A 13,542-nucleotide genomic window follows, 5' to 3' on the forward strand; every position below is an offset into this window, starting at 1 on the left:
GAATGCAGGGGAAAAAGTTTGTTTTGATTGTGTACTAACCAATAGTTGAAAACGGTAAGACAGAATTATGCATCGTATAAGTAGCACATCGGGTGGATGGAATCAGTCAGAGGGTTTAATTTTTTTAGAACAAACTCCAGCGCCTTTCGTGTTAATTACGGCTGCTGATACCGACATTCAAACTTTGGCAGCTGCGCTTGGGAAATTACCTGCAACCTTTCCTGCATTAAGAGTCGCCAACCTGTTGCAGTTGCAGCAACAATTAAGTGTAGATACTTATGGAGAGCAAGTTTTGGAACTTGCCCAAGTAATTATTTTGCGCCTGTTAGGAGGACGTTCCTACTGGGGTTATGGCTTAGAAGTAGTGCAAGAAATTGTGCAACGTAATGGTAAAACCCTGATTGTAATGCCAGGGGATGACGCTTTTGATCCCGATTTAATTTCCCAGTCTACCGTGCCCTTGAGTATTGTTAACCAGGTATGGCAGTATTTTAGCGAAGGCGGCGTGGAAAATTTCGTTAATGCTCTCCAATTTATCTCTGACAGTTGCCTGTTAACTGCATACAATCCCCCCCTGCCCCGGCCAATTCCGCGTGTGGGATTGTATGAATGGGAAGTGGGGAGTGGGGAGTGGGGGACAAGGGGACAAGGGGACAAGGGGACAAGGGGACAAGGGGGACAAGGAGAATTAGAGAGTGATTCATCCACCTCAGAACCTCAAGGCTTCCAATACCCAATGCCCCATGCCCAATGCCCCATACCCAAAGTCGGCATTCTTTTCTACCGTGCCCATTATTTGGCGGGAAATACTAAGGTAATTGATGCCTTATGCGAAGCTTTGGTACAGAAAAATTTACAACCAGTGCCAGTGTTTGTTTCCTCATTGCGTGAACCCGATGTTCAAGTTGAGTTGAGTGAATTTTTCCAACCCAAAGAAGCCGAATCAATAGCTGTGCTGCTGAATACCACCAGTTTTTCTCTAGCACGCTTGGAAAGTGAAACACCCCAAATCGACCTGTGGCAAAAATTAGATGTGCCTGTGTTGCAGGTAATCCTTAGTGGCGGGTCAATTGAGCAGTGGCAGTTACAGTTTCAAGGGCTTTCTCCCCGCGATATTGGGATGAATGTGGCGCTACCAGAAGTAGATGGGCGGATTATTACTCGTGCTGTGTCTTTTAAAGAAGTGCAAACTCGTAATCCCCATCTAGAGACAGATGTGGTAATTTATGAACCAGTGAGCGATCGCATCGAGTTCGTTGCTAAACTAGCAGCAAATTGGGCGCGTCTGCGTTCTAAACCCCCCCAAGAACGGCGAATTGCCCTAATTCTGGCAAACTACCCCAACCGGAATGGACGCCTCGCTAATGGTGTGGGACTGGACACCCCAGCTAGTTGTGTAGAAATCCTGCAAGCTTTACATCTAGCTGGGTATGAAGTAGAAAATCCACCTGCTCAAGGAGATGAGTTGATTCAACGGCTGACAGCTGGCGTAACCAATGATCCGGAAGGTCGAGAATGGCTTCCGGTACAGCAAAGTGTTTCTTGGGAAGAGTATCAAGAGTATTTCGCTTCTTTGCCGCCAGCAGTGCAGCAGGGTATTAGTCAGCGTTGGGAAATGGAGCAGGAAGCAGGGAGTAGGGGAGAAGAGTTTTCACCTCCGCCCCCTGCACGCCGCCCCTCTGCCTCTTTCCCCGTTCCCGGAATTCAACTGGGCAATATTTTCGTGGGAATTCAGCCACCAAGGGGTTATGATAATGACCCCAGCTTGAATTATCATGCGCCGGATTTAGAACCAACCCATGCTTATTTAGCTTTCTACTATTGGGTCAGGGAATGTTTTGGTGCTGATGCTGTAGTTCATGTAGGAAAACACGGAAATCTCGAATGGCTACCCGGTAAAAGTGTGGCTTTATCCAGTAATTGTTATCCAGAAGTGGCTCTCGGCGCACTTCCCCACTTATACCCGTTTATTGTGAATGACCCTGGTGAAGGTTCCCAAGCCAAACGTCGCGCTCAAGCGGTGATTATAGATCATCTAACGCCGCCTATGACTCGTGCGGAACTCTACGGTTCTTTGCAACAGTTGGAAAATTTAATTGATGAATATTATGAAGCGGAAAGTTTAGATCCTTCGCGTTTGCCAGTGATTCACGATCGCATCCGCGAACTAGTGATCAAAGAAAATCTCCATCTAGATTTAGGAATCCAAAATGAAACCGAAATTTTTAATTCGGAATCTTTAACTTTGAATTCTATCGGTGGCTATCTGTGTGAATTGAAGGAAGCCCAAATCCGCGATGGCTTGCACATTTTTGGGCAATGTCCCGAAGGACGCCAACTGCGAGATTTAATAGTAGCGATCGCTCGCATACCCAATCGCTATTCTTCAGGTATTACCCGTGCCATAGCTGAACATTGGGGACTAGACTTCGACCCTCTCACAGCAGATTTGTCAATGACTAGTGGTAAATGGTCAGTAGTCAATGGCACAGAATGCCGTACCCAGGGTGATATCGTTGAAGTCCTTGAAGAACACGCCGCCCTTTTAGTAGAACAACTCCTCACTCCTAACTCCTCACTCCTAACTCCTAACTCCCCACTCAACACTGTCTTAGGCTGGATAGGCGATCGCCTGCTTCCAGCTTTACAACAAACCCACCAAGAAATTACCCACTTATTACACGGACTCGATGGCGGTTACGTCCCAAGTGCCCCAGCAGGCGCACCCACACGCGGCCGCCCGGAAGTTCTACCAACTGGGAGAAACTTTTATTCTGTGGATATTCGCGCCATTCCCACAGAAACTGCTTGGGATATAGGCAGGAAAGCTGCTGAAACCCTGGTTGAATATTACACTCAAGAGCATGGTGAATATCCCAAAACACTAGGTTTATCAATGTGGGGAACTGCCACCATGAGGACTGGGGGTGATGATATTGCCGAAGCGTTGGCTTTACTTGGAGTCCAGCCTGTATGGGATGGTGCAGCACGGCGAGTAGTAGATTTTGAAATTTTGCCCCTAGCGATTTTGGGACGTCCCCGTGTAGATGTCACCTTGCGAATTTCCGGATTCTTCCGGGATGCTTTTCCCAACTTAATTGACTTATTCGCTCAAGCAGTGTCAGCAGTAGCAGACTTGGATGAACCGCCAGAACAAAATCCCCTAGCGGATGCAGTTCGCCAAGAAACTGATTTGTGGACAAAACAAGGATTAACTTTAGAAGCAGCAGTGGTGCGATCGCGCTATCGCATCTTTGGTTCTCGTCCAGGTGCTTACGGCGCTGGACTCCAAGGTTTAATCGAATCACAAAACTGGACAGATGACCAAGATTTAGCTCGCGCCTACATCAACTGGAGTTCTTACGCCTACTCCTCAGGAAGCGGGGCAGAGGAAGCAGGGGAAGCAGGGGGAGCAGGGGAGCAGGGGAGCAGAGGAGCAGAAATTCTTCCTAATTCCTGCTCCTCACTCCTCACTCCTAACTCCTCACTTCTCACTCCTAACTCCTCACTTCTCACTCCTAACTCCCCACTCCCCTCCTCCGAAGCCTTCAAGCAACGCTTGGCGCAAATGCAAGTTGTGCTGCACAATCAAGATAATCGTGAACACGACCTACTCGATTCTGATGATTATTACCAATTTCAGGGTGGCTTAACAGCGGCGGTGCGTTCTCTACAGGGAAAAAATCCCCAAACTTATTTTGGTGATAATTCCATACCCGCCCAACCACGAGTCCGCCAACTCAAAGAAGAAATCGCACGGGTGTATCGTTCTCGCGTAGTTAATCCCAAGTGGATTGCGGGAGTCATGCGCCACGGTTACAAAGGTGCGTTTGAAATGGCAGCGACGGTAGATTATCTATTCGCCTACGATGCTACAGCTAAATGCGTCGAAGATTATATGTATCAAGGCATAGTAGAAGCTTATTTGCTCGATCCAGTTGTCTCAGAATTTATTCAGCAAAAGAATCCTTACGCTCTGCGTGATATTGCTGAAAAATTATTAGAAGCACACAAGCGCAATTTGTGGGAGGATGTAAATATAGGAACATTAGAAGCTTTGAGGAACCTAGTACATCAAGCTGAAGCAGTTATCGAAGAAAAATCAATGGTGTAGGAAATAAATATGGAGAATCTTGCGTATTTGCACCTAGCTTTCGCCTACGAAGACAGCACACCCAGTGAATTGGTCTCCCTCAGTTCTTTGTTTAAGGACGCAGCTGCACCAGACTGGAAAAGGCTTTCAGGTAGAGCTTGGAAGTATATGTTGCCCCTTGCTCTGTCTTTGTCCATTCTTGGTGCTGTCAGCAGCGTCATGGCACTGGAAAAAGGCGATCAAGGCCCTTCTGTCAGGAATCTACAACAAAAGTTGAAAACAGCAGGTTTTTACCAAGCTTCTGTTACCCAAGTATATGACGTATCCACACAAGAAGCTGTGCGGCGCTTCCAAAAGTCCGCTGGTTTACCAGTGGACGGCATTGTTGGATCAAGCACCCTGCAAAAATTAGAAAGCTGGCAAGCCAAAAAGCCCAGTACTACAACTACACAAGCTAAAAAAACCACTGCTGTAAGTACACAAGCCAAAAAGCCCAGCATTACTAGTTCAGCTAGTTCAGCTAGTTCAGCAACTAGTAAGCGCCACAATCCCAACTACCTTGCTAAGGGAGATGAAGGTGAAGATGTCAGGGTTTTGCAAGAACGCTTAAGAATTGCAGGCTTTTATTACGGAAACGCCACAGGAATATTCGGTCCAATTACCGAAGAAGCTGTCCAGCGGTTCCAAGATTCTTACAAATTAAGCGTTGATGGAATTGCTGGCCCAGCAACATTAGGTAAATTACCGGGAATTGGCATCGGTGATGGAGAAGAGGCTCCCAAAAAGGTAGTCAATCGAGATAAACTCCGTGTAGGCGATCGCGGTGAGCCAGTTAGAATTGTTCAAGAACAATTGATCCAGGCAGGATATTTAGAGGGAGAGCCAAATGGCTACTATGGCCCCTATACTGCCGATGCTGTACGAAGATTTCAGGCAGGGAACTACTTGAGTGCAAGTGGCGTTGCTGGTCCAACTACCCGAGCTAAATTATATAGCTCAGTTAATACTACTAGCAAAAGCGAATTTAATACCCTAGAAATCCAAACCCGACTACGGGAGCGGGGTTTTTATAAAGGCAAGCTGAACGGTGTGATGGCAGATGACACCAAAAAAGCGATTAAACAAGCCCAGGAATTCTACGGCATCAGTCTCAAGGATCTTAAGAGCGGACGCTTTTAGCATCCGCTTTGGTGTTGTTAGTATTAGTCCTCAACTGATTGCTTGCCTCTAGTAACAGCAAATTACGACTGCTCAAAATTCCACTTATTTGGTTAATTTGAGTAGTTTCGTCTTATTATCCACCCAAGTGCTAAAGCGGCATCAGTGCCCGTTGGCACTTGGGACACACTGCATGAATGGTCATTTGACAGTCAAGCAGGTGAAAACCTTCTTTTTGAGCCGTTTTCGCTCCAATTTTTAAAATTGAGTCGTTTTTAAACTCAATGGTTGAGTTGCACCTGACACAAATTAGGTGATGGTGGTGATGGGGATAGGGCTGGTTGAGTTCATAATGTTTATGTCCCTCGCCCAGTTCTAGTTCCCGTAAAATTCCCATCCTTGCCATCAACTTCAAAGTCCGATAAATAGTTGACAGACTGATCCCTTCACCATCAGTTTCTAGCCGATGATAAAGATCTTCCGCACTTAGATGTTCACCTTGCGGAAGTTCTTGAAAAATGTGTAAAATTGTTTCGCGCTGGGGAGTTAAACGCCAGCCTCGGTCGTTCAGTTCTGCCTTGAGTGAAGTAGTTGTGTAGACAGTCATACTAATATTTCTCAACAAATATCGTTAATTGAGAATATAACAAATATTTAGAGCAATTTGCAACAATCATTGCTTATTGATAATATTTACTAAATATTTAAGAACAATTCATAAAATATTGCTCAAAATTCAAGTAATAAGCTGTAGTGCATTTAATTTGCATACAGCTAATAGTTAGGATACTTGTAACAATTGCATTTCTTGACTTGGAATTTTGCATGAGTGAATTTTGAATTGCTTAGTTGATCCCCACCTTCAAGATATCTGAGCAAAGGTCTGGGGAAACTCTTGTACAATTAAATGCAAATTATTTGCTACAAGTCTTTAAGAAGCTTATAGCAAATAATTCATAATTCATAATTATGTTTCAAGTGGGGATTTAAACCCCACTTGAAACGAGACTGCATCATTAGGCACCAAGTATAAACCCCATCTTGTAAAGTTTGGATGCCTGCGGCGGGCTGCGCTATCCGTTGGCGCAGCCTCTTCTCTACGAGAGGCTATGCCAACGAGTCCGGGAGCGTCGGAAACCTTTGTTCCACGCCAGTTCGCTCAAGTCGGCAGAGCCGCCCAAACGACTGGCTCAACTTTACACTTTTTAATTATGAATTATGAATTAGTTTGATCATTGACTAAGTTAGAGACTCCAAATAGTCGCGGATGAGGTTGCGTCGCTTGGGTTGACGTAACTTTTGCAAAGCCTTGGATTCAATTTGTCGGACTCGTTCCCGCGATAAGTCAAGAGCACGTCCAATTTCTGCTAAAGAATAAGGATGACCATCTGCCAAACCAAACCGCATCAAAATTACATCGCGCTCCCGACTAGTCAAATCTGACAAAAGATGATGCAAATCTCTTTGTAAAGATTCTCGCATTAACATCTCTTCTGGGGTTACACTGTCAGTTTCAAGTAATTCGCCTAACTCAGTGTCTTTATCCTTGCCTACCTTGGTTTCTAAAGAAACGGAGCGAGGAACCCGCAACAAAACTTCTCTTACTTGGGTCGGTGTCATCTCTAACTCAGTAGCTAAATCTTCTAGAGTCGGGGTGCGACCTTTTTCTTGAGCAATTTTGCGTTGGGCCTTTTTGATTTTGTTTAACTTTTCGGTAATATGGACAGGGAGCCGGATCGTGCGACTAGAAGTTGCGATCGCCCGTGTAATTCCCTGACGAATCCACCAGTAAGCATAGGTACTGAAGCGATAACCCTTAGTGGGGTCAAATTTTTCTACAGCCCGCTCCAAACCAAGTGTGCCTTCTTGGACTAAATCCAATAATTCCAAACCGCGATTTTGATACTTCTTAGCAACAGACACAACTAGGCGAAGATTAGCCTTGATCATGTGTTCTTTTGCTTGGAGTCCTTGGGACTGAATTTGCTCCAACTCTTCTACAGTCAACTTGGCAATTTCAGCCCAGCGACGTTTGCCATCTCCCAAAGTCGGTCTGAGATCCGGTACCATTATACCAGCAGTGGCAGCCCATCTTTCCAAAGACGGGCGATGTCCTAGTTCGGAGGTTAGACGTTCTTGAACTTCAATTAACCGGAGATAGGGCGTAATCACTTCATCCCCTTGCTTGGCTGCGTTAGCTAGTACTATCCGCATCCGCAAGTAGCGCTGGACTTTTTGAGCTTCTGAAACTTCTTCATCGCGCCCTAACAACCGAACTCGACCAATTTCTTGAAGATATAGACGTACTAGGTCTGTACTACGACGGTTAGTGTTAGCAGCAAAGTTAGCATGGTCAACAGAAGCCATCTCCAGCTCCTGTAGATCATCTACCGATAACTCACTTTCATCAACCGTGAGATCCGAGTCCAAAGCCTGGCGGGACTTTTTGGTATTGTAGGGGGCGTCTGCATAAAAAGATGTTGCTGGCATAAAGATCGTCTCAATGGCTCCAGGTAACAATAGATTACGGTCAGCTTAGATTACGGTCAGCTATTCAACTGTTGCTATTGTTCCCGTGATTCACGATGAACTAACACGGTTGAAGGTTCCATTACAATTTTTTTAGAAATTAACTGCAAAGGTTTTATTTGATACAGTATTACTGAACTTAATCGGCTGCTAAATTTTTGATTGAACCAATAGCTATTCAAATCCACAGCTAGGTTTTCAATATTTAAACTACTTAGTTAACATTTCAACCTTGAAGGTTCATGATAGTAACTTTTGTAACATAGTATAAACATACTTCAGTGAATATCATGTTTATAATTGGCATAGTCACATTTACATGGCGATGAAAGTAATATCCTGACGATTTACCAATTTTTTCTAAGGATTATTCAGGTATAAGTATAACTAATAGATATTGGGGAAGTGATTAGTATTAACGGCAAAAATTCTATCGATGCAAACAGGGTGGGACACGGAGAGAATCCCGGCGCTCGGAAGTTTGCAAGATGCGGAGAATGAAAATTTTACCGTGTCCCCGCGTCCCTATCTCCCCGTGTCCTCCGAAGTTCTGATGCCTACGGCGGGCTGCGCCAACGCCGTCAGCCGGCGCTCAGATTTCTCTTTGTGTCACTGTGTCAGTATTAATCCCTCAATTTCAACTTGAGAGACTACTAACTAGTAGTTGTACTCTGGCTTGATATCTCGCAGCATCAGTTGATCAAGTGCTTGTCGGGGTGTGACTTCACCTTGAAGTAACCGATAAACTTGCTCGGTAATCGGGACAGCTATGTTTTGTTGCTTGGCTCGTTGGATTAAAACCCGGCAAGTGTTTACTCCTTCAGCAGTTCCTTGTAAATTTGCCAGAGTTTCTGTAAGTGACTTACCACCAGCTAGCTGGTAGCCGACTTGGTAATTGCGACTTAAGGGACTATTGCACGTTGCTAACAGATCTCCTAGACCCGATAAACCATAAAATGTTTCCGTCTTTGCACCCCAGTCATTGCCAATGCGAACCATTTCTGTAAGTCCACGGGTGACTAAAGCAGCTTTGGCATTGGTTCCCAGTTGTAAACCATCACATACACCAGCTGCGATCGCAATCACATTTTTCAGTGTTCCCCCCAGTTCCACTCCCAAGGGATCGGGATTGGTATATACCCGGAAACGTTGAGAAGAAAATACTAACTGCACTACTTGAGCAGCCGTGGGAGTATTACTGGCTACCACCGTTGCTGCTGGTAATTCCAGTTGAATTTCTTTAGATAAATTAGGGCCAGACAGGACAACCACTGCATGGTTAGGGAATACTGTTTGCCAAATTTGCGACGGCGTGCAGGTGGTTTGGGGGTCTAAGCCTTTCGTCGCCGTTACAAAAATTGTCTCTGGAGATAGGGGGAAAGAGCGAACTTGGGAAGCAACATCCCTCACACCAATCATTGAGATAGCGGACAGGACTATTTGGACATCTTTTAAAACTGCTTGGATTTGGGAACCTTGACGCGACCAGACGCGCACCCTATGACCATTCGCCGTTGCTAGATTTGCCAGAGATGCACCCCAAGCACCTGCACCCAGAATTGCTACGGAGAATTTTGAGTTGGAGTACATCTGCTCACTCATAACTCATAACTCATAACTCCTAACTCATCACTTTTGGAGCGAGGGTAACGTTCCATTAATTCCCTAACTTGTTCAGCATGATATGAACTTCTTGTCAAGGGCGAAGAAACAACTTGTAAAAATCCGATTTCTTCGCCGAATGCCTTCCAAGCAGCAAATTGTTGTGGGTTGATAAATTCATTTACCTGCAAGTGTTTTTGACTCGGTTGGAGGTATTGCCCGATTGTCAAAATGTCGCAATCCACAGTTCGCAAGTCTTGCATGACTTGGCGGATTTCGGCATCAGTTTCACCGAGTCCAACCATGATCCCGGATTTAGTGTATGTGTGAGGAGAAACTTGGCGAGAGCGCTGCAATAATTCTAATGTGCGATCGTAGTTTCCTTGGGGACGCACTCGGCGATACAGGCGTGGAACAGTTTCCGTATTGTGGTTTAATACCTCTGGCGCAGCTTGTAGAATCAACTCTAGAGCATTCCAATTACCGCACAAGTCCGGAATTAGCACCTCAATTGTCGTGTTGGGTGAAACAGAGCGAACCGCATCAATACACGCCACAAACTGAGATGCACCACCATCAAGCAAGTCATCTCGGTTTACAGAAGTGATTACCACATGATTAAGTTTCATGCGGTGAACAGCTTTTGCTAGTCGTGAAGGTTCCGTGGGGTCTAGTGGTTTGGGTTTTTTCTCAAAATCAATATCGCAGTAGGGACAAGCGCGTGTACAAGCCGGGCCCATAATCAAAAACGTGGCAGTCCCAGCCTTAAAGCATTCACCAATATTCGGACAGGACGCTTCCTCACAAACTGTATTGAGGGCTAAATCCCGCAAAATGTCTTTAACGTTACCGATGCGCTCACGCTGAGGTGCTTTCACCCGCAACCAGTCTGGTTTTACAGTCACAATCCGCTTTTACCACTAGAGTTATACAAATTTAATCGTAGCAAGCAAAGCCTTGGGTGAAGTGATCATATATAGATGTAGTTCTGTCATTTGGCATGGGTTGTGATATTCTTAATTTATAATGGCATTTTTATGGCGGGATGTGGCGCAGCTTGGTAGCGCACTTCGTTCGGGACGAAGGGGCCGCTGGTTCGAATCCAGTCATCCCGATTGTGTTGTGTCGAATAACACTTTATTTTTCGTCGTTAACACATTAGTGTCGTTATTAACGATTTAAATGTCGTCTTAACAAATTAATGTCGTAGATTTACTCCAGACATTCGTTAACAAATTAATGTCGCCGACCTTTTAAGTGGAGTTGAGGCATCATGTAAAAATAAGTTGTACAAATTTTATCTGAAATAGTTTCTGAATCTAGCTTTCACATAAAAAGTGTTCAAGTTATTTTTACACGACTCCTGAGTCCAGCACATCTCTAATATACTCACAAATGTTGGAATATTCCCGAACGAAGTGCGCCTTTCAACCCTCTCCAAAAAATTTTAATGCTTCAAATATTCTTCTTAATCCACTCTTAGCCGGAATGTTTATTCAAACCAAAAGACTCACGAGAATTACTTGTGAGTCTTTTCTCTTTCAATCCACCCCTAGCCGGAATGGTTGTTGAAACGGTATCAAGTTTATCGGGCGATTGGATTAGCTGACCTTTCAACCCACCCTTAGCCGGAATGGTTGTTGAAACTTGCAATTCCACTTCCCATCGACGATTGAACGGCTCTTTCAACCCACCCCTAGCCGGAATGGTTGTTGAAACCTGCAATCAAACAAGTCATAATGATGCCGTAGTTCTTTCAACCCACCCCTAGCCGGAATGGTTGTTGAAACTCCGACATCGCAACTTGCCGCTCGTCGTTGATCCGCTTTCAACCCACCCCTAGCCGGAATGGTTGTTGAAACCTAACGACCATACTACGGTCTCCATAACGTGGGACGTCTTTCAACCCACCCCTAGCCGGAATGGTTGTTGAAACCCGGCGCACTTTGATAGGCGGGGACATCAATCAGCACTTTCAACCCACCCCTAGCCGGAATGGTTGTTGAAACCTGGACGTAGCCATCCCTCAAAAAGGTGAGAGTTGCGCTTTCAACCCACCCCTAGCCGGAATGGTTGTTGAAACGCGCAGACCCCTTGCAAATAGAGCTTTCCAGGTACAAATTTGGCATGTCTCTGAAAAAGCTTCCTTTGTCTCACATCAAAAAACTAAATCAACTGACATACTAGTTTCTGAAGTTAACACATTACAAGGGTTTTAATATTTTGGCAGGACTCCAGGGATTTTGCCCCCGCTTCGACATGCCAAAAAAATATTTGAGAGGGTTCCCCCGACGAAGGGGGTGATTCAGTAGCCACCACTGCGGTAACCCGCACCGTTGCTAACAACGGCTATTGCTTTTTCAAGCCTTACTCCTTATTGCTGGGAGCGCACCTATCCTGTCTTACGACAGCAGCATCAAGAGCGGGCAGCTACTAGGGTCAGAAAGCAAAACGGTTTTGCAGCCGTCAAACTAACCCAGATTTTTCACAGTACATTGGCTCCAAAGAACATGAACTGCGGCGCTGTTATTTTCCTATTATAATATTTTCAAGGTACAGAATTTTTTAGCTAAACTAAAGCAACTTCACTTGGCGCTCTTGATAAGCAAACAAAGCTAAATATCGGGCTTGTTCCTGCTTGCTGTCTCTAATTGCCTGTGACCCTCTTTCGATAGATATTCCACTTTTTCTAGCTTGGATTAGAATACTCTCGATTAATCGACCATAGCTCCAACGGTGGACGCTGATACGATAATCTTTGGCATAGTTATTGTTGACCTTCTTTGTAACCTGGAATTTTTTTCTCTGCTTTTGCTTGAACTTCGCTTTGAATAATTTCTCGCATCTCACCGAGTTTGGGTAGAATAATGCTGTCAGCAGAGTAAGTTTTTGCGATCGCAACAATCGCATCTGCCAGTAATCTATCAACATATTGTCCTAACTCTGATTCACCGAATGAGTTTGGCGCGTTTTGTTTCTGAGCTTTGTGACGTTCGTGTGAGAGATGTTGCTGTTGCTGCCTCTGGCGATTTAGTAAATTGTAGTTGTCACCGAGTAGTTGTTTAACACTACGATAAGTCAGAACTTTTTTGCTGGCAGCATCTACCACAGCAACTGTTGCTGGTTTTTCTAGACCTAAGCTGACACCGACAATAATATTAGATTTTCCTTGATATAAAAATTGACTAGGACGACCAGGAAAGAGATTGTCAAGTTTCCGCCTGGTAGTTAACTCTTTTTGGAGACGAATTACCTGGGTCTTCTTTAGATTACCTTCTTTTTCCATCTGGCTGATAGTTTTTTCAGCCTGATTGATTTTTTCAAGGCGAACTAGTTCTGTTTCCTCTTCTGCCCATAAGCGTGTCTCTATAGAACATTGAAGAATTAAAGGGTGAGTCTTCCACGGTTCGCTTGTATTTTTTCTTTGTTGCCAGAGCAGACGTGCAGAACGCAGAATAAATAGCCCAGAAGAATATGTTTCATCATCATCATGCCAAATTTGCCAGTCTTGACAGAAGCGTTGAAAATAATGAAGCTGGCGAGAATCACAATAAACCTCAAATTTAGGTTGATTCATTAGTTCATTCAACCCATTAAATTTGACAAAGATACGACCTTTATCGTTTGTCAACCAAGTTAGGTCTGTATTAGTTTGATAATCAACAGGATATGGGATACAGCTATTTTCTCTCAGGAGGGTAGCTTGCCAAGATTTAGCTTCATCTTCATTTTGAGGGACTTTATTAACCACCTCTGACAAAGTTTCTAGCCACTTTTCTCCTGTTAAATCTCGTCCTTGAGGTTTCCGACTTTTGATTTGATTTCTTAAACGTTCAATTTCAATTTCTTTTTTACGTCTACCCTTAGCACATTGGTCGGGTTCTTCATCAACCTTACTGACCTGACAGTTATTTTTGAGCAGATAGGCAAGGGCACACCGAGATAAACAGTCTTCTGTTTTCTCGTACATATCAAATAACCCACCGAAAAGTGTTGTGTTTGAAGAATTTTTTTTATTTTTTTTAGTGTTATTGCCTTTTTTTCTTTGCTTCGTAGCTTTCGCAATACTTTTAATGATTTGAAGCGATTTTCCCGTTGCTTCCAATCATCTCTCAAGCTGAAGTCAGCAGTGCAATAGCTAGAACTCATTAAATCGAAAT

The 13,542-nt window shown here is 44.4% G+C and carries 8 protein-coding genes, 1 tRNA gene and 1 CRISPR repeat array; of the genes, 4 read left to right on the forward strand and 5 right to left on the reverse strand.

Annotated features, from left to right (window positions below; genetic code table 11):
- Positions 1-67: 67 nt before the first annotated feature.
- On the forward strand, positions 68-4,114 hold the full coding sequence (gene cobN, locus V7K85_RS00960) for a cobaltochelatase subunit CobN (protein ID WP_334810796.1): 4,047 nt from the start codon (positions 68-70) through the stop codon (positions 4,112-4,114).
- Between the two features lie 9 nt (positions 4,115-4,123).
- The gene (locus V7K85_RS00965; protein WP_334810797.1) at positions 4,124-5,272 is read left to right on the forward strand and encodes a peptidoglycan-binding domain-containing protein; all 1,149 of its coding nucleotides are present in this window, start codon (positions 4,124-4,126) and stop codon (positions 5,270-5,272) included.
- A 130-nt stretch (positions 5,273-5,402) separates the two neighbouring features.
- On the opposite strand, the gene V7K85_RS00970 is transcribed toward V7K85_RS00965, so the two are convergent.
- Positions 5,403-5,858: a Fur family transcriptional regulator gene (locus V7K85_RS00970; protein ID WP_334690148.1), complete on the reverse strand. Its 456-nt coding sequence runs from the start codon at positions 5,856-5,858 to the stop codon at positions 5,403-5,405.
- 502 nt (positions 5,859-6,360) lie between these two features.
- Here V7K85_RS00970 and V7K85_RS00975 point away from each other — a divergent pair.
- Positions 6,361-6,483, forward strand: a complete 123-nt coding sequence (locus V7K85_RS00975) for a hypothetical protein (protein ID WP_334810798.1) — start codon at positions 6,361-6,363, stop codon at positions 6,481-6,483.
- A gap of 7 nt (positions 6,484-6,490) precedes the next feature.
- On the opposite strand, the gene sigC is transcribed toward V7K85_RS00975, so the two are convergent.
- The 3 genes from sigC to lipA all read right to left on the reverse strand — a co-directional run bounded on the left by sigC (position 6,491) and on the right by lipA (position 10,287).
- Complete coding sequence (sigC, locus tag V7K85_RS00980; RefSeq protein ID WP_334810799.1) at positions 6,491-7,741, reverse strand: RNA polymerase sigma factor SigC; 1,251 nt, start codon at positions 7,739-7,741, stop codon at positions 6,491-6,493.
- 696 nt (positions 7,742-8,437) lie between these two features.
- Entirely contained in the window at positions 8,438-9,370 is a 933-nt protein-coding gene (locus V7K85_RS00985; protein WP_334810816.1) for an NAD(P)H-dependent glycerol-3-phosphate dehydrogenase, read from the reverse strand.
- Positions 9,371-9,378: 8 nt separating this feature from the next.
- Positions 9,379-10,287, reverse strand: coding sequence for a lipoyl synthase (lipA, locus tag V7K85_RS00990; protein ID WP_334810800.1), 909 nt, complete (start codon positions 10,285-10,287; stop codon positions 9,379-9,381).
- 136 nt (positions 10,288-10,423) lie between these two features.
- Here lipA and V7K85_RS00995 point away from each other — a divergent pair.
- Positions 10,424-10,497, forward strand: a tRNA-Pro gene (locus V7K85_RS00995).
- 423 nt (positions 10,498-10,920) lie between these two features.
- Positions 10,921-11,465: a CRISPR direct-repeat array (repeat unit 37 nt; unit sequence CTTTCAACCCACCCCTAGCCGGAATGGTTGTTGAAAC).
- A 684-nt stretch (positions 11,466-12,149) separates the two neighbouring features.
- Here the strand turns inward: V7K85_RS00995 and cas12k are convergent.
- Positions 12,150-13,487, reverse strand: coding sequence for a type V CRISPR-associated protein Cas12k (gene cas12k, locus V7K85_RS01000; protein WP_334810801.1), 1,338 nt, complete (start codon positions 13,485-13,487; stop codon positions 12,150-12,152).
- Positions 13,488-13,542 lie beyond the last annotated feature (55 nt).

It is taken from the genome of Nostoc sp. (assembly GCF_036917615.1).
In the GTDB taxonomy this organism is placed as follows: Bacteria; Cyanobacteriota; Cyanobacteriia; order Cyanobacteriales; family Nostocaceae; genus Nostoc.

What these genes read in the sequence shown, in the direction of transcription:
- cobN (WP_334810796.1), top strand. Translation starts at nt 68, where the DNA reads ATGCATCGTATAAGTAGCACATCGGGTGGATGGAATCAGTCAGAGGGT.
- V7K85_RS00965 (WP_334810797.1), top strand. Translation starts at nt 4,124, where the DNA reads ATGGAGAATCTTGCGTATTTGCACCTAGCTTTCGCCTACGAAGACAGC.
- V7K85_RS00970 (WP_334690148.1), bottom strand. Translation starts at nt 5,858, where the DNA reads ATGACTGTCTACACAACTACTTCACTCAAGGCAGAACTGAACGACCGA.
- V7K85_RS00975 (WP_334810798.1), top strand. Translation starts at nt 6,361, where the DNA reads ATGCCAACGAGTCCGGGAGCGTCGGAAACCTTTGTTCCACGCCAGTTC.
- sigC (WP_334810799.1), bottom strand. Translation starts at nt 7,741, where the DNA reads ATGCCAGCAACATCTTTTTATGCAGACGCCCCCTACAATACCAAAAAG.
- V7K85_RS00985 (WP_334810816.1), bottom strand. Translation starts at nt 9,370, where the DNA reads ATGTACTCCAACTCAAAATTCTCCGTAGCAATTCTGGGTGCAGGTGCT.